General features: G+C 39.8%; 15 protein-coding genes and 1 pseudogene. 3 read left to right on the plus strand and 13 right to left on the minus strand.

Annotated features, from left to right (window positions below; all coding sequences use genetic code 11):
- Positions 1–509 precede the first annotated feature (509 nt).
- On the minus strand, positions 510–6833 hold the full coding sequence (locus FU659_RS13250; RefSeq protein WP_147948012.1) for an S-layer homology domain-containing protein: 6324 nt from the start codon (positions 6831–6833) through the stop codon (positions 510–512).
- A 335-nt stretch (positions 6834–7168) separates the two neighbouring features.
- On the opposite strand from FU659_RS13250, the gene FU659_RS13255 reads away from it, so the two are divergent.
- Complete coding sequence (locus tag FU659_RS13255; RefSeq protein ID WP_147948013.1) at positions 7169–7405, plus strand: hypothetical protein; 237 nt, start codon at positions 7169–7171, stop codon at positions 7403–7405.
- Positions 7406–7452: 47 nt separating this feature from the next.
- On the opposite strand, the gene FU659_RS13260 is transcribed toward FU659_RS13255, so the two are convergent.
- The 5 genes and pseudogenes from FU659_RS13260 to FU659_RS13280 form a co-directional block, all read right to left on the minus strand.
- The gene (locus FU659_RS13260; protein WP_147948014.1) at positions 7453–8127 is read right to left on the minus strand and encodes a DUF4166 domain-containing protein; all 675 of its coding nucleotides are present in this window, start codon (positions 8125–8127) and stop codon (positions 7453–7455) included.
- A 2-nt stretch (positions 8128–8129) separates the two neighbouring features.
- Complete coding sequence (locus tag FU659_RS13265; protein WP_147948015.1) at positions 8130–9047, minus strand: DoxX-like family protein; 918 nt, start codon at positions 9045–9047, stop codon at positions 8130–8132.
- Between the two features lie 48 nt (positions 9048–9095).
- The gene (locus FU659_RS13270; protein WP_261807810.1) at positions 9096–9191 is read right to left on the minus strand and encodes a topoisomerase DNA-binding C4 zinc finger domain-containing protein; all 96 of its coding nucleotides are present in this window, start codon (positions 9189–9191) and stop codon (positions 9096–9098) included.
- A 602-nt stretch (positions 9192–9793) separates the two neighbouring features.
- Positions 9794–11870, minus strand: a pseudogene (locus FU659_RS13275) (TerD family protein).
- 361 nt (positions 11871–12231) lie between these two features.
- Complete coding sequence (locus FU659_RS13280; protein WP_147948016.1) at positions 12232–12411, minus strand: hypothetical protein; 180 nt, start codon at positions 12409–12411, stop codon at positions 12232–12234.
- Between the two features lie 334 nt (positions 12412–12745).
- Between FU659_RS13280 and FU659_RS13285 the strand changes: the two genes are divergently transcribed.
- Positions 12746–13084 carry a hypothetical protein gene (locus FU659_RS13285; RefSeq protein ID WP_147948017.1) on the plus strand — a complete coding sequence of 113 codons (339 nt, stop codon included), beginning with the start codon at positions 12746–12748 and terminating at the stop codon, positions 13082–13084.
- Between the two features lie 132 nt (positions 13085–13216).
- On the opposite strand, the gene FU659_RS13290 is transcribed toward FU659_RS13285, so the two are convergent.
- The 4 genes from FU659_RS13290 to FU659_RS13305 form a co-directional block, all read right to left on the minus strand.
- Positions 13217–14353 (minus strand): MORN repeat-containing protein, encoded by a 1137-nt coding sequence (locus FU659_RS13290; protein WP_147948018.1) that lies wholly within the window; start codon positions 14351–14353, stop codon positions 13217–13219.
- 219 nt (positions 14354–14572) lie between these two features.
- Positions 14573–15217, minus strand: coding sequence for a DUF7986 domain-containing protein (locus FU659_RS13295; protein ID WP_147948019.1), 645 nt, complete (start codon positions 15215–15217; stop codon positions 14573–14575).
- A gap of 21 nt (positions 15218–15238) precedes the next feature.
- Positions 15239–16921: a leucine-rich repeat domain-containing protein gene (locus tag FU659_RS13300; RefSeq protein ID WP_222708541.1), complete on the minus strand. Its 1683-nt coding sequence runs from the start codon at positions 16919–16921 to the stop codon at positions 15239–15241.
- Between the two features lie 408 nt (positions 16922–17329).
- On the minus strand, positions 17330–17587 hold the full coding sequence (locus FU659_RS13305; RefSeq protein ID WP_147948021.1) for a hypothetical protein: 258 nt from the start codon (positions 17585–17587) through the stop codon (positions 17330–17332).
- Between the two features lie 260 nt (positions 17588–17847).
- Here FU659_RS13305 and FU659_RS13310 point away from each other — a divergent pair, with 260 nt between their 5' ends.
- A complete protein-coding gene (locus tag FU659_RS13310; RefSeq protein WP_261807811.1) occupies positions 17848–18195 on the plus strand; it encodes a helix-turn-helix domain-containing protein in 348 nt (115 codons plus the stop codon).
- A gap of 275 nt (positions 18196–18470) precedes the next feature.
- Here FU659_RS13310 and FU659_RS35450 read toward each other — a convergent pair whose 3' ends face one another.
- The 3 genes from FU659_RS35450 to FU659_RS13325 all read right to left on the minus strand — a co-directional run bounded on the left by FU659_RS35450 (position 18471) and on the right by FU659_RS13325 (position 22555).
- Positions 18471–18770 (minus strand): hypothetical protein, encoded by a 300-nt coding sequence (locus tag FU659_RS35450; protein WP_187274130.1) that lies wholly within the window; start codon positions 18768–18770, stop codon positions 18471–18473.
- 290 nt (positions 18771–19060) lie between these two features.
- A complete protein-coding gene (locus FU659_RS13320) occupies positions 19061–21640 on the minus strand; it encodes a lipase/acyltransferase domain-containing protein (protein WP_147948023.1) in 2580 nt (859 codons plus the stop codon).
- 528 nt (positions 21641–22168) lie between these two features.
- A complete protein-coding gene (locus FU659_RS13325; protein WP_147948024.1) occupies positions 22169–22555 on the minus strand; it encodes a GIY-YIG nuclease family protein in 387 nt (128 codons plus the stop codon).
- Positions 22556–22714 lie beyond the last annotated feature (159 nt).

A 22714-nucleotide genomic window follows, 5' to 3' on the forward strand; every position in this document is an offset into this window, starting at 1 on the left:
GCCTCATCACATACTATTAGTACAACCGTTCATAGACGGCCTGCCTGAGAAATCCATATCTCTCGTTGGTCTGGATTTGAATTGTGTTACCGAATATAAGTACAATCCACCCTTGAGGATGAAATTTTCCTTTACACTTATTGAAAAATGATTGCATTTTTCCAAAAAAAGTCCGAGCTTCCGGATTATTCCGGCAGGATGGACAAAGGGAGAACATCAATTTTAACCATATTATTAGAATTGCTGAGGCTTTGAATATTGAAGATATTCGGGAGATCATTGGTCTTGTTGTGGATGGTAGTGCCGAGGGTGAGTTTAACAATACAGAACGAAAAAAACACCAATTCTAGGTCTTTTGTCTTTTCGCGTTTGTAACGGAATGCACTAGCTCAAATCCATTGTCATCCAAGCAAAATCATGTTATTTGTCCAAAATGGATCACATTGAGCGCACAAAAATAACAGACCTGTCCAAGTACCAGACAGGTCTGCTTATTTTGTAGTGAAGATTTAGTTCAAACTATCTATGAGTATTTTCACTTGAGGATTGAGGTTCAACGCATTCAGTAATACCGTCAGAGCCTCAGCGCGTGTGGCATTGCCCTGCGGATCAAATACGCCATCCTTCTTGCCATTAATAATACCTGCTTCTGCTGCATCCTTAATTGAATTCGCTGCATAAGAGCTTGCACGGGAAATATCCGTAAATTTACCTTTGGAAGCATCTTTGTTCACACGATCCAAGTTCACAATTCGGGATAGGATGATGACGATTTCTTCCCGGCTGATCGTTTGGTCGGGCTTGAATGTTCCATCGTCATAACCACCAAGTACTCCTGCATTAGCGAGTTTTTCAATAGCATCTTTGGCCCAGTGACTGCCAATATCGCTCAGTACAATAGAATGATTAGCACTACCGCTGATATCGAATACGCGAGAGATGAGCGTCGCGAACTCCGAACGTGTGATTTTGCCGTCAGGATGGTACGTCCCATCTCCATAACCTTCGATAACGTGCAGTTTTACGAACGTATCGATCGTCTTTTCAGCCCAGTGGCCTTTAATATCAGCTAATTCAATCTTGACATTAGCTTTCTTAGCTTCTGCAACCATAGACTCGAAAGCATTAATTAAGTTTACAATATTAACAATGCTGCTCTTGAATACATCAACCGTAGGTTGCGTAGGTTCAGGAGTCGGTGTCGGATGAGGTGTTACAGGCGGAACTGTCGTCGTTGGCGTTCCTCCTGTTTGTGTTGGTGTTCCTGTTCCTTCTGCTACAACTGGCGTTGCACTTACAATATTAGAATAAGTACTTTCCGTTACTGTGTTTGCTGCAGATGTTTTGAAATAATACACAATACCATTTGTTAATCCAGTCACCTGATAAGCTGCTGCTGTTACTGTAGTAGGAGTGCTGATTAAATGATAGGTTGAATGATCTTGTGATTGATAGACATTATAATAAGTAGCTCCCGTAACGGACGACCAAGTTAAAAGGATTTGTGAATCTCCAGCTTTCGCAACAAGGTTTGTTGGCGCTGTAAGTTCTGCTGGTGTCTCTGGTATTTTTGGCGATGCTGTTACTGTAATTGTTGCTGTTCCTATTTTATTAGAATCCTCGGTTGATGTTGCAGTAATGGTATAGTCACCTGTCGCTGCATTTGCTGCTACTGTTACTAATCCATTCTCACCAACTGTTACTTTTGAACTCTCATCGCTGCTTGCCCATCTTATTGTTTGTGCCGCTCCGCCAACCACCGTTACTGTAGCTGTCAGTTGCTGAGTTTCGCCTTGGGCAACACTCGCTGTTGTTGGACTTACGCTTACACTTATTACTGCCGCCGTTGGTTGTACGACGCTTTTCGCCGGAACAGTGACGGTGATGCTTGCCGTGTCCGCCTTCGAGTTATCGCTCAATCTCGTTACTTCCAGCACGAGATTCACCGCCCTGTCCGCGCTCGGCGGTATGATTGTACCGTTTAACGCAATGACGCTTGTATTGCTAGATGTCTTAATGGCTACGGTATAGCCTGCTGGTACGCTAGGCAGCGTCAACTTCGTCGCGTCCTTCACTGGCGATATCAATGCCGTGATGGAATCGGCCACGATTTGGGCGCTAGCATTAGCGGCTATGTTGATCGTTACACTCGCAAGGTTGGATTCCATTTTACCGTCATTTGCCTTGAACGTAAACGTATCCGTACCTGTAGCTCCCGGATTCGGCGTATACGTAAACGAACCTGTTGCCGAATTCGTAACCACTGCCGTTCCTTTAGTTCCATTCGTTACAATGCTGTAAGACAGCGCGTCTCCATCCACATCGATTGCGCTCAGTGTGCCACTTATTGCCGTATTCTGAGGCCCGTTGAATGCCGCATCGCTTGCAACTGGCGCATGATTCGAAGTCTGAATATTGACAGTAATCACAGCCGCATCAGAATCAGCAATACCGTCGTTTGCCATGAACGTAAACGTATCCGTACCGGTTGCTCCCGGATTCGGCGTATACGTAAACGCACCTGTCGCTGGATTTATGACAACTGCCGTTCCTTTCGCAGCATTGACTGTAATCGTATACGTAAGAGCATCCCCATCATAACGGCTAACCGCCAAATTTCCGCTATATACAGCGTCTTGCACTGTGTTCACAACTGCGCTTACAGCCGTAGGGTTCTCGTATAAAGAGAGTGAAAAATCGTCTATATACGCTACTTTTCCATCGTTGCTCGCAGTTGTATTTTTCCATGAGTAGATATTGGCAGATGTGTTCGTGGCGCCTGTTTTGAAAATGATTTTTCCCTCTGAAAAGCTCAATGTGCCTATCGATTTCGAAATTTGCGTACCACCATAATTTTTGACGCCAAAGCTTTGGGTATTTCCGGCATCCATAACTTTGATCCAACCTCTAGCTACATAGTTAGTATTCGGTGTCAAACCGCTTACCACTTGTTCAGCACCTGAATTATTGCTAATAAACTTCACAGCATTGCTGCCGGAATGCACATTGGCCGGCTCGCTAATGATTGTGGCGCCAGTACCATAGAACGAAGACCAGCCAGGAGGAGGCGCGGTTGTACCTGCTTCGAATCCACCGTTTTGCAGCAGATTTGATTGAGCAATCGCTACGGTTACTGTGCCGACGCCAGAATCCAACGAGCCATCCGATGCTTTGAACGTAAAGCTGTCGTTCCCTGTCACTCCCGGATTTGGCGTATATACGAAAGCGCCCGTACCGCTATCTATTAGCTGAACAGTCCCTAGTAACCCGTTGCTAACGATCGAAAAGTGGAGCTGATCGCCGTCGGGGTCACTCGCAGACAGTGTCCCGGTTACCGTGCGGTCTGCTTTCACACTGTATTTCGCATTCGAGATCAAAGGCCGGTGATTAATTCCCGGTGTATCGCCCTGGAATTCGAATGCTCCGAGGTCCGGGAATCCTTTATACAATGGATTACCCTTATAGTCTTTGCCGCCGTTATTACTCATCACAATTCCTGCATTAATCGCCGGGGAATCCGGCTTCAATTCGTAAGCATTTGCTGTCAGCAGCCCTGTTCCTGCACCGCCCGGATTCACAAACTTTGGATCGGCAGTAACTTTGTTCGGATCGCTAGGCTCAGCTGCTGGATGAACGCCGCCCGCCTCATAGAACACATTGTTGCTGAATAAGGCATTGCTCCAGCTGTTATTCAACCAATTGGTTGGGGTGGTCGTGTTCGTGTTATAGAAAATATTATTAAAGAAACTGTAACCTTTCTTCACCGTATTGCCCGAACCCATAATTTGGTTCTTACTGCCATCATAATAAAACACATTATTATAAATGGCACCCGTCGTCTTCTCATCAAATGCGAAATGTCTGAATATAATACCGTCGTTCTGGCTCACGTTGTAGCGCAGTACATCATTATCATTGGTTCCCATGAGGAGCATAAAGCCCATCGGATTGTCATGGCTGTAATTGTACTGGTATACGGTATTAATCAGGTATTCATCAAAGTCAAAGGCACAGCCATCCTGATTACTAGCAGGTCCTCCGGTAACTTCGTTATATTGAAGAAGAGTGTTTTTGGCGACAGCCAGCCAAATCCCTGCAATGGCGTTACTGCTTGCCACCCGAGTGCCGAATTTGCTCAGGTAGTTGAATTCCACCACGGCCCCATCGGTATCGCGCAAAATAATGCCATCACCGCCGACATCCTCCATGGTGTTGTGGCCGATATAAAAATTCGTGTTCCAATTACCAAATTTATAAGTGGCTGTTGTTCCAAACGAATCGTCATTCACATAGTTCGTATGAGCCGCAACGCGAATAGCAACGCGATCCACTTTACGAATCGTATTATTTTCAACCCTCACATCATTAAATCTGGCGGTTGTCGGTTGGCTCGTCGGAGCCGTCCCTTTCACAACACCGATGATTCCGCCGTTTTCTTTAGGGCCTGCGTTGTTGTTACCGTCAATATCATGCACATAGCAGTTTCGGATATAAATGTGGTTATACACCCGATCACTTTCATTGGCATCAATGGTAAAGAAGATACCCGCTCTAAGAGCAGCAGCGTTGTTGTTCTCGGTCGTAAAGTCGTCGTCATTCGTTACTTCCAGGTTATTGATTTCCCAGTATTCCTGATTTTTCAGAAAAACGGCCCCTGTGTTGTAGGTTGTCGTCGAATTGTAAATCGTAGTATCGAAATTATTGCCCTGTCCATTGATGACGGGCTTGTTGCCCGTGCCGTATTGGTCGATGACGATCGGACTGCCATCTGCTCCTGAACCTTTGGGCCATAATTGACCGTTCCACGAATCACCTGCTTTTAACAAAATTTTGTCGCTAGGGATAAATGTTGTGCCGTTGACTTTATTGAGTGTTTTCCATGGTGTAGCCGCACTTAACCCATCATTCGCATCATCTCCTGAAGATGAGCTGACATAGAAGGTATGGCTTCCTTGTCCTAAAATCGTGATTGTACATTGATCCACGACACCGCTGCCGTCCTGAGCAGTTGCTTTTACGGTCACGATTCCATTTGAAATGGCCGTCAATAAGCCCGTGCTGCTGATCGACGCACTTCCCGTCCCATTTTCTACCGTCCAGGCTACGTTATTCGTTGCCGCTCCCCCAGGCTGAGCGGTCGCTCCCATTTGAAGTTGACCTGCGCGCGAAGTTATTGCTGTTGCACCGCCTGCTCCTGCAACGGTCAGAGATGAAATTTTAACATCGAATGTCAGCTGCAGCTTATTACTCTTTACGCCGCCAGCGTCATTGGACGTTGCTTGAATTTGCACGGTTCCGGCTTTGACTGGTGTTAGAACACCTGTGTGCGATATCGTAGCAACGTCTGTTCCTTGCACAATAGCCCATGTGACGGATGGATCTGCCGTGTCAGCCGGTACGATTGAAGCGCTAAGCTGAACAGGATCAAGTGTGTTAAAGCTTGTAGCTCCCGATGGCGCTTGTATCGTGATGCCTGCTGCCTTTATGGTTTGCCCAGATATCGTAATCAGAATGCTGTTGGAAATTTCCGGCTTAACCGTGGAGGTGGCCGTTACTTTTACTGTCCCATTCCCCTTTGCAGACAATAAACCAGTTGCAGATATTTCAGCTTTGTTTGTCGGAGTGCCGTCTGTATTTTCCACTTTCCATGTAACCATAGAAGGTGCGCCGGCAGGATTTACAGCTGCTGTCATTTGCAGTGTACCTGCATCTGCTGTAATGGCAGCTGCACTGCCTTGACCGGACACGGTTAAACCTTGTAAATCAGCAGTCGTAACGGGAATCGATATAGTAGCAGATAGGCTCGTACCAAGCTTGGTCGTTTTAATGTCGTCATAATAAGTATCGGAATTATTAGGCAGCCAATTTCCGAGCAAAGCAACATATTGGTATTTGGTTTCGGCAGTTGTCGTTCCAACCAGAGTTCCGTCTATGTACATTTTGGCGTCCGTGCCCGAGGTCAGATCCCATTTGAACTCATGCCAGGCTGGCGCTGTTCCACGATTTACTGATGTAGCGGAAAAAGAGGAAGACATCAGTCTTGATGTGAATTTAGTCCCCGATCCCGTACTGCCATCCCAATGTTCCCCCAGGAGTAACCCGGCTGAGACATTTACAGCCCCAGAGGTGGTTTGAGTACCTACATAAATATTGTTTCTAGATTGGTCAGCAGGGGAAACAGCGCCAGCGGAACCATTATAAAACCATGCCGTAACGATACCATTCAAGGCTGTGCCCATATCTACCCTTACGGTATTAGTTGTTGGTCCTGAGCGATTAGCGCTATACGAGCCGCTATGTGCTGGAACGCCAGCACCTGTTTTGGCAACTACCGATGTAGTTGTTGTGTTAGTAGCTCCCGGGTCATAAGTAAAGCTGCCTAAATTCCCATTTTCAAAGCCTTCAAAATATTTCACATCGAGATACTTGACGTCAGCCTTAACATCAACAGGGACATTGCCCGCAGAGCCATCGTATGTCAAAATGCCTGTTGCGTCATTGATCGTTACGCCTTGAGCGGTTGAAGAATAATGAACGCTGCTCAATTGGGGAGCTGTTGAGTTGGAAGCAGTGGTTTTCTTCAACTCGATATCAGATCCGTCGCTCATGTGCGCCATTACTTTTAACTGCACTTGCTCGCCAAGCGTCACGATCTCCGATTTGTCAGCAACAACATAGGTGCTAACTACCGTGGGAATGGCCGATGGTGATGGAATGACTGCCGCATAGGCTGTATTGCTACTGCTTCCTACAGAAAAATTAGCCACATTAACAACCAAAAGTGAAACAACACCGATAGATACAGTGCGTTTTAACGTTTTAATAAATTGCATTGTTCACAACTCCTTTGTATGTATGTGAAGCTACACTATACGATTTGTAGGCGTATTTTATCCCTCCTTAAAAAGAAAGCGCTCTTATTTCAATCATTCCATGTAATTCTTTCAACGCTAACCTCATTAAAAGACACTTACTCCCTTTTAATGATACAAATATATATCAAATAAGACCGCGAAATATCTTTACCTTTTTGTGTAACCTCTTTACATAGTTAATGTCGGGGCAGAGCAATCAGCATATATCTTCAACCTCGAGAACTACTCCCCCTCGCCAATTAGGATTTTAACTCAGAATATCACCCTTGCTTCTCAGATATCAGAGGAGACCCTTGAACGGATCGTTTAAGGGTCTCACTGATGGTATTGCCCGAATGTGCTTATTTCACTATCTCTATTATGTTAAGCGGGTGATGGGAATCGCAGCTCTTGACACGGATCTTGGAACTTTCTTTAAATTTAATGACATTGAAGTTACATCCAGTGATTTCGATAAACAGTCTGTGCTTGAAATTGACCGTCAATTTAAAAGAGCGACATCGAATTGGTTTTCGGGGTCGCTCTTTTGATTCGGAAGACCATTCTCAATTCTAATCTCCATCGTGGTTTTCTAACCCTACTCCCGCTTCTCTTCTCTGACAGGCTTCACTTCAGCAGGTATGGGTTCACCCTTCACATACTCTACATCAAACCGGCCGTTGTAACCGAACAGAGGCCCAAACGCTTTGTTATGAACCTGAACATCAATCCGGAACTTCCCTTCTACATCGTCATACCATTCGCAGACATCTGCATAGCCCGAAACTATCATTGGAAATCGGAATCTCAGCAGCCCCTCATAAAAATATTGATTGCCTGAGCGCAGCTTGATGCCGCCATTGTCCGCAACGGACATGTCGATCTCTACGACAAGATGCTGGTGTGTGCCCAAGTAATCAATGATTTTTTGACGCTGCTCGCTGTAAATCATCGTAGCATCAAATTTACGTATCCGATTTTGAAAATCAAAGCTCCGCACCCAAGTAACAGTCTCTCGTCCAAAACTATCCATATAGGCATAGTTATGTATGGTGAATGGAATGTTCTCACCTTTTTGCGGAAACATAATGTTACGCCACGTCCCAATGTATAAAAATGGCAGCGTAAACCACTTGCCATACCAAACTTTGTCCATTGTTCCACGGCCAATAGCCGCTATGCCATCGCTGCTACTGAAACCAAACCGTTTCTGAATTTCAGGATGCAGCTTTGAGAACTCCGCTCCAAGCACTTTTTGATAAATTGACCCCATCACTATTCATCCTTCCCATGTACTGTGCGCTTACATCGACTGGCATCAGGCAAATCATGCAGTTGCAATAGCCCTACAAGGGATAAAGCAATCATGCTGACATTGAGTGAAATTGGATTGAAAGGCTCGACATAGACATGAGGCTGCCCAATTGCACTAATACCAAGCAAAACCATGAGAATCAGGTTTAACAGGTACATGATCTTTCTCCATTTTCGACCAAGTAATAAAAGAAAAAGACCAAAGCTGATTTCACAAATCCCCATTACAGCCAGAACAATCGACTCATACCCGTGAAAGAGCCCCGTGCTCTGCAAAATATCCATTTCACCAGAATTCTGAACGAGAAGTTTCGGAACGAGACCTTGATATATCCAGTCAACTGAAAGAATACTTATGCACAATAAGTCTGTCAGAGAACGGCTGAAGGAAACTCGAGGTGAGATCTCCTTTTCGAGCGACAGCCTTAAGCGATCAAAACTCCAAGCTGTTGCCCATCCCATCATAGGCCTAAATATCAATTGATCAAACCATTCCCCCACCTTGCCGAATCGCGTTTGATAATCATATCGGGTAATGAACCGAACCCCTCCATCCGTAGGGATGTACTTCCAAAAACCGGCCCCCTCACGAATCAGAGATAGTGATTGATCTGAACTAAATTTTAAAACCGAAGTTCTCACATCATCTTTTTCATATGTGCTATACGTTTCCCCTAAGCCCTCTATGCGCATCCCGAATCCGATCTTAGTCGCATATTTAAACTGTTGGAGATCGGACTCCTTACTCTTTGGCAAGTATTGAATCTCAGAAAATCGCAAGTCCCAACTCTCGTGCAGCACCGGGTCCTGTGAATATTTCCACAACGACTCTATATCCGTTTGAATCATAATTTCCACATATATCGGTTTTCTAGGCAAGAAGATCTCCTCTTTTCAAAAGCCATTTTCTCATAAAAGTGATCTATCCTAAACTGACTTCGTATGCCTGCACTTAGGAAATGTGGAACAACCCAAGAATGCCTTTCCCTCTTTACCTTTTCTCGAAACATCGGAGCTCCGCATTTGCAAATCACTTTTTCAGTTATAGCTGTTTATGTTTGAGATTTTTGAATTTCAGATTGAACCACATTTTTTATATCATCAAAATGATGTACACAAGTAAATAAAATGTAAACAGCAGCTCCTAAAAACCAAATAACAGTTGCAAGCTTCTCCGGAACCCACTTACTTAGAAAACGGTAAAAAGAATACCCCCTGCTATCGAAAATAGAGCCATACAACCTACAATAAAGATTAATGGAGTAAACAGATTTTGAATCACCAATTGAATTAGTTCATTAATTCATTATATATAGATTCCATTCTGAGTCTTGAGGTACGATGTCAGTGGATCTGCTTAGATAAATTCGACATAGAATTACATACGCCTTCCAACTTTGTAACATACACAAGTAAATATAAAACTAGGAGGTTAGGTTGATGAGGTTTATGCAAATTGGACTACTTGGATTGATTATGGGACGACACCCTGGGGAGATTTAGGCAATGCAGGAGGTAGACTCGAAAAAGGAAAAAACCTTCAGCAGACTTGAAGGTTTTCCCTTTGTTTCTTTATGACAATCATGCAAACCTATTCCAAGATAAGTTAATACTTCTTTTAGTGATCAAGCAATAAACTCAGCCATAATCCTACTTATATCAAAAGGAGTAATTCCCTCACTCACCGAAAACACCGTCTGTGCGCTCTCTGCCCGCTCCACGACTCGCCCCCTAGCCACAGCATGCAGCATGAACAAATCATACAGGTTAGGTTTCTTTAAGGAGGTCATGGCTTTTCCCATTAATACCATCCCATTATGATTGCCCTCTACATTGTTGTAGTAGTGAGGATGCTTTTGCAGGGCCAAGTCGCACCAGATGATCTCCCGCTCCACCAAATCCATAATAACGGGAATCGCAATTCTCGTATCCGCCGCAAGATCAATGCGATCCACCACAGACGAAGGTTCAAAAATCTCCCCCGAACTCGGATACTTCCTCATCATCCAACCCGCAAAACATTCCGGAAGCTCACAGTAAGGCTGCTCCGTGAACGAATTCAGCGAAGCGACAATGTAGCGTCCACCATATTTCACAATAGAAGGAATATCCATATCGATGAATTCACAAGCGCCGTGAGGAGCTGAGGTAATATCCCCGCTGTGAGCAGCTTTATATCGATCGGAGCGCAGATTCGTGTAGGAGATATGCTCGACATACTGCCACTTCTCATCATACATCACAGCCGAGAGGTCAATATCCACTCTTCCTGTATGCTTTCCGTTAACAGTCCCTTCCTTCCACCATAAGAAAAAGCGGATCGTGTCCCCTTCCGGCATCTCCAGCCGACTGCCGCGAACGATGGTACGCAGTGCCTTACTCGCCGACCTTTGAGCAAAAGGCATGACATACCGCCTCAAACTCTCATCGACATAAACGTCTCCCAGTGAAGGTAGTTCGGAGAACCGCTTTATTAATGTACTTTGGCATATCTGTACAATCGTTTCACAAGTCCCGGCTTCAATATCTGGCAGCGTGTTCTTGATCGCTACGGCTTTGCCTACATTTCCTTTTGGGAAAAATGTCCGCAGTTCCTGCCTTTCATTCCGATACTGAAAATGAGCCATAACTTGCAGCAGCACGGGCGTTGACACTTCCGCAGCAATTTCTGTGAACTTCTCAACCATTGAGAGGGCATTCTCGCTGATCCTGAGCAAATGATCTAGTCGTCTAGCGAACTCCCCAGCGCGATTCTTTAATAGATCCGCAGCTAATCCTGCATCCATCTGGCGGAGCGCATTCTCCACTTTGCCACCGAAGGTTGCATAGGGTTTATTATTTCGCAGGATGTCAAAAGCCTCCTTGCAGCCCTCAAACTTATGCTTATATTCAGCCGGATGCAGGATTTCTCCGAGACGGATCCAGCGATTTTTATAGCGCAGCATATCCTCAACCTTGTTTCCGCATTGTTCTAGCAACTCCAACAGCAATCGCCTCTCTGGGCGCCTGAACTTGCGGAACTTCGTATTCGTTGCTAGGCTTACATCCCCATCCGACAGCGCAGCAGCTAATCGCAGGATATCCGTTGCGGTTTTCAGGTGTTTTCCGATGAGCTTGATGTTGGCCTTATCATACTTAAGTAGCGCAGCCACTACGAATCCCACATTTTCTTTTAAAGGAATCTCGTCCGGCAGCACGGAACTAAGATCCTCATAAGAAGCAATAACCGAATGAATATCTTCCTTGTCCGCCTCGGATATCGAACTCTTCGCTCCAATCAGATTCCGAATGACTTGATCAAAATCTTCCAAACTACCTAGATCAATCATCTCCAAATCAACCTGATCCAACAAGGGAAGTCTCTCCAGCGCAACGTATTCGGGCAATCCCAACGTTAAATAGTGATGGATCGCTTGCAAATAAAGCTCCGCTTCACTTACCATCATCACTTGTTGCGGAAAATTCGGATACATAGGTCTGAACACGACATTCGCCCCTACCAGCGACTTCAAATCCTCCACCAACGGATGATACATGCCTAGAACCGACAACGTTTGAAGAACGTCTATCAGCTTTCGAAAAGGTAAATCCTAAGTACTCTACATTTTTCATTGCTGTTGCGATGTATGTGAGAGGAAGACGGTTATGACCAGGATGTACCATGATCTTCCTATTTCTTTTTAGATAAATGGTATTTCTCATTACGGCATAACGCCTCCTCATAGGTTCTGGATACACTCAGGAAACTTGCCTCTCTATATCGACCATTGATTTAGAAGGAAGAGAGGCAATAGCCTGATTCGTTGTCACTTCAAGGAAAGCTGCTGCCCTAGGATCAGGGTAGTTGTAGAAGGAAGGATGGCAATGGCCTGAAGTAACGTTATCATCCCATAATTTGGAGGGCGTGAACATGGTGGAAGTATGGCGACGGTGGTAAAACAGCCATTTTTAGGTTGAAAATGTCTTTCCTAAATTTAGTTGAAAAACAGTTAAAAACAAAACCCCCTTAACTAATAGTTAAGAGGATTTCGTACTAAATCATGCTTGATTCCAATGATTGATTCTAATCATGTTTAATATTCAATTCTTTGAAGTCCACCTTTAAACCAACTGCAGTCATAAAATCTATACCTAATATTCCATCAAAACCATAAGGCTCTCTTGTCATACCTAATTGAAGTTTAAAAAACGGTAAATTTATACTTCCAATTTGTAAGCCTTCTACCACTTGCTCATAACACAACTCACTTGCTCCACCAACACCATATACATTCTTTTGGCAGTTCTGTTAATGACAATGAAACTAATGGAAGACCGTCATCAATTCTAAGCTCCATCATGATTTTCGAATTCCTGTAAAGTAATCCTCAATAACTTCAATTTCTTGTTTACTTGTGTGAAAGACATAAAATTCACGTTCAGGGTTTTAAGCTAGCAACAATCTCTTGATATCCAACCTTCACCTTGCGAAAATTAATTTGAATCCGTTATTTTCCCGATAATTTTATATATAATTGTATAAATGTTATTATTTAGTTGTTGATTTATTCTCACCTTTGTCTAAAGGAGAAAACACAATGAAGAAAAAAATTAGCGGTTATTTAAATCTCGTTGCTACAATAAATGCAATCATACTGACTATTATTTTTTTGTTTTTCAATCCCTACAAACAAGAAGAGATAAATTTAGAACTTGTTATTTTACTTACTTGCTTGGTCATTTTGCCTTCGATTGTGAGTCTTTTGTTCTCTCTTATGAATAAGAAACTGGTAGCCATTATTGCTGCAATTATTACATTGCCATTGTGCTTATATTTTGGATTTGCTAAGATTCCAAGTGTATTCAACCTTTTCTTATTAACACCAATTCTTTATTTACTTGGAACCAAATTTAGATTCTTTAGTGAGAAAATTTGATAAGTAGTAAAAAGGAGACTGCATCAATACATGCAAATCTCCTTTTTGTTTTTAATAATTTCCATTTGGTCTTGGTGATAGGTACATATATAGATTAGCATACGTCGTTCCTGTCAATCCGCCTAAGAAGAGTTACTTCAGTATATCGCCTTTTGTCGGAATACGGACTCCCTGGGGCATATTAAAGGAAGATACGCCGGAGGACTGCTGTACGCCAGGATTCCGTATCGTGATGCTGATCTTCAGATTGGTACTTCCCAAGTAGCTTGTTCCGTTACCCGTTGGCATATTTTCTACAACTTCTCCTTCATACGCAAGCTTGCCATTATCGTACATCTTGCCGGTTCCGTTGGCATTTCCATTCACGAAATCTCCGTCGTATGCAATCGCGCCATTCATATAAAACTTGCCTTTACCCTGGTAAATACCATCCTGATGTTCTCCTTCATAATAAAGCGTTCCGTATTCGTAGAACTTGCCTTTCCCTGACATGACTCCAGATGTGAATTGGCCTACATACTTATCCCGCTCATCGTCGGTAATAAATGTGCCCGTACCGTTGTATTTACCGTTCTTGAACGTTCCCGTGTACCTTGTTTTTCCATTCAAATGGTATTCAACTCCCGTTCCCTCAGGAATGACCGAATCTGGGGCGACCTGCCCAGCGTATTGCAGATAGCCTTCGGGAGCGTAAATTTTGGCATCCCCCAATTTATTATTCTCCGGACGTGTCATTTCCGAATACAAGCTGCCATCCTCGTTGTAGCCTATGTCCTGAATGACTCCATTAACTCTTTTTCCTTCTGAGCGCAGTTTCCCGTCTTCGAAAAACGTTTTGCCGACCAAAATTACTTTTCCGTTCACGAATTCGCCTTCATAACGCTTTTGTCCGTTCGGGTAGTACGCTACCCCTTGTCCATGCGCCACACCATTTACTACCTCACCTATGTATTTGTATGTTATATCAGACATTTTGACCGTCGTTTCTTTCACAACCGCACTAGGCTTATCCACTTTAGCAGGCACTGACGATGCAGTCGCTGGCATGCCGGCAGTTGCCGCTCCATTCTCTCCAGCCTTGGAGGTGCTACCCGGCACGGGTTCATTGGCAAGGACAGGTGAAGCGTTCTGAACAGGAGGTATGGAGGAAGATGGTTCAGACTTTACGTAGACAGGCTGGTCCGTGATTTTCTCATACAGTTTGTAGCCCAATGTTCCACTAATAGCAAGAAGAGAACCTAACAACAAAATAGCAAGCACATTCTTCATGAAGTCACCTCAAAGATTATTTAATTTTGGATATCATCTACATAACGCAAATACATATATTTCCTATATAGACAATGACCTCTTTTCTACGTTAGCATACTAGAGGTGATTTTGAAAGTATCATTGGGACGTTTTCTGTTCAGCAAAAAACTCTCATCTTGAGAGGTTGTGAAAACCCTGTTAATCTCCTACATGCTATTCAAAGCGATTTCCTTCAATTCACTTTATATTCTCAAACCTCGTTGAAAGCCCGTCCGAGCGATTCAAATGAAAATATGTGATAAAGTTGTCTACCGAGGTATCGCCGCTTTTCAGTTTCTTAATCATTTTCCGGCTTCGATTCAAAATATAATCTTTATGATTAACGAAAAAAACAAATCCTAAGCCAGATGTCATGCTAAATCCCTCAAGATCGAGCACTCGTGTGTAGATCAGGGCACTGCTTATTATGCTATTGCTTAAACCAATATCGATGATTTTAACAGACTTGTTTAAGTCACCCAAAATGTCATTTAGCATAAGCACCCCTTCTATCTTATCGACGTGTATGACCTCGTATAAGGAGGCCTTTGATTGCAGCATTGCTGCTATCAATTCGTTCTCGACCTGATTCTCTGAGGGATAGTTCTCTGCGAACAGCGATAATGTATTCTTTCCAGCACGGATTTTCTCATAAATATTAAAGTCACATAGAGCCTCATAATCAGCCTCATTTTCAATAACCACCTTATTCTGGTTGTTAAGGATACCCAGAGTATAAGCTGCTTGTTTGAAATCAACTTCATGAACGTACTCATTCAAAATTTTTGTATGCAGTTCTACTTGTGTTTGTCTATATTGCTTGTACCGCTCAATGTTGTTCAAAGTTATTCCTCCATTCTAAATTCAGTCCCTTTTAATAACAACCACACGTTCTCCTGCATCCCAGCTTACCTCTGCGCCAAGAGCTTCACTGACAAAGCGCACCGGAACTAATGTCGTACCATTTAATAACCGCGGTGCCACATCTAGACTTACCTCTTTATTGTTAATAAAAGCTTTATCTGAATCAATTACTAACTTAACGCTTATATCTCCTTTTTCAGCTGTAATGCTTTGCATTTCCCCATCCCAAAACACCTGAGCTCCCAAAACGCTGAAAATTCGGCGCATAGGTACAAGAACAGTTCCGTCCTTCAACAAAGGCTCCTCATCCGCTGAAAAGTCCAATAAGTTATCATTTAACATTAAAGCTATCTGATCCCCATACTTAACAACAACACCTAATTTTTGCTTTTCCTTAACAGCTTCAATAGCTTGCTCAGTCAAAGGATTATTAATCAGGTTAATCTCCCAGAGATTCGTATGATCCCGAAGGGCACTAATATCCGAAACACGATTATGTTCGAGATTTAAACTTTTTAATTTAGACATTGTGTAAAGGGGAGAGATATCTTCAACTTTATTTCTGCTTAAAGTAAGACTTGTTAATGAGGTTAATCTTTGCAGAGGTTTGAGATCATTTACTTCATTCCCTGATATGTTTAATCCATCTAATCGTTGCAGCCTAGCTAATGGACTTAAATCAGTAATTTGATTGTTGTCCAATCCTAAGTAGGTTAAATTCTTTAAATCGCTCAAGAATCCTATATCTGAAAGATGCATATTGTTTAATGTCAGAAATCGCAGCATTTTTAGGGATACTAACTGTTTTAGATTAGAGACAGGGTTGCCATCTAGACTTAACATCCAAAGTTTATTTAAAGAGGATAGTGATGAAATATCAGCAACTTTATTGTTCTCTAAGTGAATGTTTTCAAGATTGGCAAGCCTAGCGATTGGGGTAATATCTACAACCTTATTATTTCCAATCTCAAGGCCTGTAAGGGAAGTTAATTCAGCTAGAGGCGTAATATCAACAATTTGATTATGATCCAACCTTAGCCTAGCTAACTTACTCATCTTACTCAAAAAGGAAATGTCCTCGAGCTTCAATCCACCCAAATCCAGTGAACGTATCTCTTTAAGCGACTTGAGAAGGGAAAGATCCTGGATCGGATTATTATCGAGATTTACCATATTTAGTTTCGGCATGTTACTAATAACATGGATGTTAGTTACTTGATTCCGACCAATCGAAAGTACTTCAAGATTCTCAAGTTTGTTTAGAGAGGAAATATCTTTAATCCTATTATTATCTATAAAAATAGAGCGCAGATTTACCAGATTGGCGAGAGGAGTGACTTCCCGAATATGATTGATATAGGCACCAAGCGCCTCTAATTGAGTAAGTCCACTTAATGGCGAGAGGTCTTCGATCTCATTACAATAAACTTGTAGATTGGTTAGCTTTTTCAAGTTTTTTAACGGCTCTAGACTTTTAATTTTATTTTGATAAAGATTCAAATCAGTTATTTCTGTTAAGTTGCTAAGTGGATTTAAATCAGTTATTTCATTGTAATCCAAAGTAATTCTTTTCAGTTTAACCAAACCTGCAAGTGGAGAAAGATCAGCAATCTTGTTCTGTTCAATACTTAATCGTGTTAAATTCGTTGCAAATTCAATCCCTTTGAGGCTTCGGATTCCCAACCAGCTTGCCGAGGCTAGTTCAGTAAGGGATTGCATATCCTGACCCTTTATGGTTTCCTTCCGGTTTATGCAATTGCTTGCGTATGTAAGCTTCAAATGCCGGGTCATCGAAAGTAACGCTAGCAGATTCAGCATACGTGGTTTTGATGGTTGTAAATGGTGTCATTACTGATACAGATATAGCTGATATTAAGATTATTTTGAAAATGAAACCTCGATTAAATAACAATTCCAGCCCTCCTACAAAAAATTTAACAGGTCACAGATACCTTAACATAATCCTTCTTTTAACACTATTAAAAACCCTTCTTTATGAGCTAACGCAAAATATCGGTTCTACTAACTAAACTTGACGAAATCGGTAAAAACCAAAGAAACCTCCCATCTTGAGAGGTTGTGTAGATCCTGTTACTCCATTAATCCTTTGAGCTTATTATCCAAAATCCCCTTCTCCAGCCTCAAATGGAGCAATTCCGTATCCAGATCCTGACCTATGGTATGAACTGAAGTAACAATGTCCTCTGCTGTAAGCAAGTGAATAGAATCTGCCTTCTCGGAGATGTACGTTAGGATAACGTCTATGAATTCTTTGCACACGTTGATTCTTTGAATGAGTATTTGTTCTTCTTTAATGGCTTCATTGTATTTGGCAAGGATATCGTTCATGTGGCTCACCTCCGATGATAGGCAATGTTTATCCAACTTCTTTTCTGTTAATGCTAAGTATAGTAGCACAAAATAGTATCACGCAGGCTCCTAAGAAAATGAGTAAATGATCTCCTTTCTATATCATCCTTTGTAAATCTAATAAATCGGTGTTCTTTGCATAATATTATAACTTATAAGTGTAATTATTAATAATATACACTATAAAGGGTCTGTTTGCTACATTATTTAAAACCTACTCTATTACTGAGGTGGTTATTTTGGGTAACTTACGTAAATTAGTTGGCGAACGGATCCGAATGATACGAAAACAAAGAGGATTTTCACAAGAAAAACTCGGAGAACTGGCTCAATTGAAGAATTCATATATTGGGGATGTCGAAAGAGGCGCTCGGAACATCTCTCTCGACTCACTGGATAAAATTATTGCTGCTCTTGATACGGATCTTGGAGCTTTCTTTAATTTTAATGAAATTGATGTTACATCCAATGATTTTGATAAAACAGCAGTGTTAGAGGTTCATAAACAATTTCTTGAAGATAGAAGCGTTGATGAAATTAAATTGATACATAAAATATCTAGAGATATTCTTCTTACAAAAAAATGAAATCAAAAGAGCGACGTCGAATTGGTTTTCGAGGTCGCTCTTTTTGTTTTATAGGTTAATTGTTTTCTGTGATGGCCGTAGCAGTATATCTGTCCCGCAAATTTATACACACTTTCCAATCAGTATTCCCTTACCTATTTATTGACCCTCTTGCCGCATTCTGCACAAAAAACCGATTCCACTTTTTCTTCAACTACTGCATTGATATGTTGTGTTTGTTTCTCAATAATAGAATCAACAGCAATACTAAGATTACAACAAACGCAAAGGTATACCTATTTTATTTTTTTCCTTTTTTTTAGATCATCTACATTTAGGTACCGGAAATAGATAACGGCTCTAAGGTTAGGATATTGCTTTTCAGTTTTCGACACAATGGTATTTGATATATTTTTATAATTCATGTCTATTTTTTCATTAATGGTAAGTGTAATTCTCCCTGTTATTTCCTTTTTATCTATACTAACTATGACATCAATATTTGCTAGTCCTTTTTTAACTTCCTTAAACTCTTTACTTTCACCTTCATCAATTATTGTTGTTACAGTATTTAGTATATTATTTTGATGTTTCATGGTCTTAGTTTCAATTATTTTATCTCTTATTAGTTTTATTGAAAGTATACAAATAGTGATTAATATCAAACTTAAATAATTCGATTTGTTGCGCCATTGAAAGATCAAATTAAACGAAATTAATAGAAAAGGGACGAGAAGTTTTAAATAAAAATCAAAAAATAAAATACTAAATCTTATGTATTTTTTTTTGTTTAGATACTTTAGTATCAAGTAAAATAATAACAAAAAAAGTATTAAGAAAACATTGATAAGAATTAATATTCCATCCATCTTCTCGTCCCTCCTGTTTATCTAATTGTAATACTTTCGGTTTCTATGGCTTTGTTTCTTCCTTTTTCTTTAACCACTAATTGCACAGTTTGCAGACCTTTTGGATTCCAAAAATTTGCTATAAAATCTCGCAATTCTTGTACTTGGAATCTACCCTCATAATATTTTTTTTCCTCATTAAATAAAACATTGATGTCATCTGATACAAAACTTTCATCATTAATTTTTGTTGTAAACAACGCTGAAAATTCCATTGACCTAATTTCATTTTTATTTTTTACATTTATTGCCTTAAAGGCAAACAAATATTCATTTGCCTCAGTTATCAATATATCCTGGGTTAAATTTTGGAAAGAAATTATAAGATCTGTATCTTTATAAATATCAAGCATAATGTTATTCTTTTCGATATGTATTCTTTTTGATTTAAGAATATGCTCTTTAGTTACTTTGCTATATGCTCCTTTCCCATCATACTTTGTCATTATTACTTTGGGTATTGGGCGAGAAATTCCAATGCCAAGTAAAAAACTATAAAATTCTTCTTCAGAAATTGTTCCATTAAATATTCTACGGACAAGTTTTTCATCAATTTTTAAATCTATTTTTAATTCTTCTCCTAAAACATTTTCACTTATAATTGTTAAATCTCTAACCAAATCTTTATAAAAAACTTCTTTATCATACACTTCGGTTTTATCCTTAAAGTCAACTTTTGTTTTTTTCTCTTCAAAGGCAGGATATTGTTTATAAAACTCTTCATTTACATTTTGCACATTTACTTTATATGTGTCTTCATAAAATTCGAAACTAATATGAGGTAGCAGGTCATTCAGATAATATATTTCAATGCTTTTCATATCACTAGTATTACCAAATACATCCCTCGAATAAATGCGTATTGTATTTACTCCCGCGTTCAAATCAAGAAGTTGAGGTTCATTACTAGTTATCAATCTATAATCAAGAGTAGAATTAACTGAATAATATGTTCCAGACACTGGATAAGTGCCTTCAATAAGTTCTGTTAGCTCTAATGTAGCTTTACCTAAAGTGACGAAAACATCATTTTCTATTTCCTTAAATTGATCATCAGATTGAATATTGATTTGAATATCTGGCCTTAAAATAACAATTTGATTTGATTTTTTACTACTAGTTACTATATCTTCATTTATTACCTTATCTTTTACATACTTAATTAGTTTCGTTTCTTTAATATTTTTGCTAAGAATTAATTCAACACTTGTATCAGGACTAATATTAAAAGTATCAAATGACCCAAGATTAGTTATTGTACCATTATGGTATTCCTCAACCGAAATAGATGTTGATCCTGCACCATATGCTTCTATTATAACCTTTTCTGGAATTTCTTCGTTTTCTTTTAAAATAATATATGTTGTAGAACCCAAACTACTCACATTATACTTTTGACTCTTTAATATATGTAGAAGGTCTGACTCGTCCAATATTTCAATATTACCGTAAATAACATCACCATTCTCATCAACCAAAGAAACGATTACTGGGCATGCAATCCTGAGTACTTTACCATTAAATGAAATATCTTTTACTTCATCATAGTTAATTTTAAAATTACTCTGGGAGACAAAGACTTTTTCAGTTCCATTAATTATATTTTTCACTAAAGATATAACCTCTTTATTTCGTGGAAGATCCTGATGACCTTCATTAATATAATATTTAATAGATTGAGGAGAGATTGCGCTTATTATCGGCACGGTTCCATCGCCATTATCAAACGTTCCCTCTGGTTCATTTATTGAATTTTCTCTTATAACCGACATTGTCTCCACACCATAACCAATAACTTCATGATGCTCTAAGTCCATTTCTTTATCCAATGATTTTCTAAGTCTTAAATAAATCTCATCAAAATCTTTATTTTTATCAATAAATAATGGCAAATAGTATCTTCCTAATATATCGCTCCAATTTTTTATTATTTCTCCGTCAAACTCAAGAAATGGCGACTTATTTTCAGTTATACATCTTAAATGATACTCTTCAGATGGCAATAATTGATAAATGCTGTCAAATGTAGGTGCCAGCATTCTGGATGTTTTTTGAGATATCAGTAAAGGGAAAGGCTTCTCTGGAACACCAACTCCATATTTTAGGGCCCTATAGGCATAAGGTGATCCATTCCAAGGTGTACCTAATGTAATAATTTTAACAATTTTTTTCACTTCTTCAGATTCTTTATGTTCGTTAACAAGCATTTTTGCGATTAAACCACCCATACTATGAGCAATTATGATAACCTCATCAGCATTAGTACTGATTTCTGCTTTTAAATCTTCTATTTGATCAAAATTGTCTTTTCGCCAATCATAGGGAAAAGTAGTCACCAAATCATTTTTAAAGGATAATTTTAAGCTTTGCTCAATCCGTCTATAATACCTTTTAAATGTAGCATCCGGTTTAAGTTCATTATTAAATTTACTATATCTTAATTGATACAAGAAATTATACTCTACTTCATGTACCAGTGAAAGAACAGGCCATATTGTTGTCTTTTCTTTTTTTAGCACACTACCCATAATTCCAGGAATTATAATCATATGTCTCATCTAGTCTTCCCCCAATATACCAAATATTTACTTTAAGAGTAATCTATCATAATTTATCAACACAAATAAATACTAATTTTCATATTTTTTTTAGAATTAATATTTCTATAAATGACACCTAAAGTTTCAAACATTTCGTCTCACCAATTTGTTAGAAAACTTTCTAATTTACAGATAAAAAATCGGTCCTTTGCAAAGTCGTCATGTATGATTGAAACATTGTATTTTCATATTATTTAATCCTTCAATAACAAAACTACCGATTCAGCGTGCACCGTGTGCAGGAATATAGGTTATTTGGTTCGAATCTGCTACGGCGGAATAAAGACTTGATTTATAAGGGTTTTCTCTATTAGATCATTGTTCCTTTTGGTTGCCGTTCACCCAGAAATAATGCTTTCGTCCCCATACCAAAATTCCACCGAAACCTTTCTAGTAGTAATAGACCAGTATTACTTAACACCCTAACTTCACACGAAATGGCAATTTCTCTTATTCAAATGTCCTATTCCGAAATTCTGTTGCATATTATTCTGTGTTACTGTAATATTTAGGCTGTTTATGAATTGATATAGCTTGTTCTATAAATCTCCTCTCATTCTCAGACAGTTTACTATGATCTAATAGTAAGTATTTAATATAGACTGTTTCGTTGAACATTTTTGGATTTTTAAACTTATGCGCTCCGCTACCATCAGAGATCATTCGTCTTTTTATGCTAGTTCCAGTTTCCCCTACATATAACAATGTGTTTACTTCATTAAATAGCATGTATACGAAGGATCCTTTTTTAGCTGTTTCGTGCCCTATTCTTAGCTTCCCATCTGTGTTTATGATCTCCTCTTTTGAAACAATCTTTAAGTCTTTTTCGATTGATTCATAAATTTTTTCAGCAGTTTCTCTTAATATCTCCACTTAATGTTTCCCTCCTCTATTTGATAATCAACATTAATAATTCATACTTTTATTATAGTTAGGAACCTTAATTTTTGAATTCATTCCAATTTGAAAAAATATGGTCGATGCGTTACGCCATACTAATAGTAGATTTAACATATGTAACTAAAGATATAT

The organism is Paenibacillus sp. N3.4 (assembly GCF_008017805.1).
Lineage (GTDB): Bacteria > Bacillota > Bacilli > Paenibacillales > NBRC-103111 > Paenibacillus_E.

Bases quoted from the DNA above. Each gene is read 5' to 3' on its own strand.
- FU659_RS13250 (WP_147948012.1), bottom strand. From the start codon at position 6,833: ATGCAATTTATTAAAACGTTAAAACGCACTGTATCTATCGGTGTTGTT.
- FU659_RS13285 (WP_147948017.1), top strand. From the start codon at position 12,746: ATGAAGAAAAAAATTAGCGGTTATTTAAATCTCGTTGCTACAATAAAT.
- FU659_RS13290 (WP_147948018.1), bottom strand. From the start codon at position 14,353: ATGAAGAATGTGCTTGCTATTTTGTTGTTAGGTTCTCTTCTTGCTATT.
- FU659_RS13305 (WP_147948021.1), bottom strand. From the start codon at position 17,587: ATGAACGATATCCTTGCCAAATACAATGAAGCCATTAAAGAAGAACAA.
- FU659_RS13260 (WP_147948014.1), bottom strand. From the start codon at position 8,127: ATGGGGTCAATTTATCAAAAAGTGCTTGGAGCGGAGTTCTCAAAGCTG.
- FU659_RS13270 (WP_261807810.1), bottom strand. From the start codon at position 9,191: ATGCGGAGCTCCGATGTTTCGAGAAAAGGTAAAGAGGGAAAGGCATTC.
- FU659_RS13320 (WP_147948023.1), bottom strand. From the start codon at position 21,640: ATGAGACATATGATTATAATTCCTGGAATTATGGGTAGTGTGCTAAAA.
- FU659_RS35450 (WP_187274130.1), bottom strand. From the start codon at position 18,770: ATGAAACATCAAAATAATATACTAAATACTGTAACAACAATAATTGAT.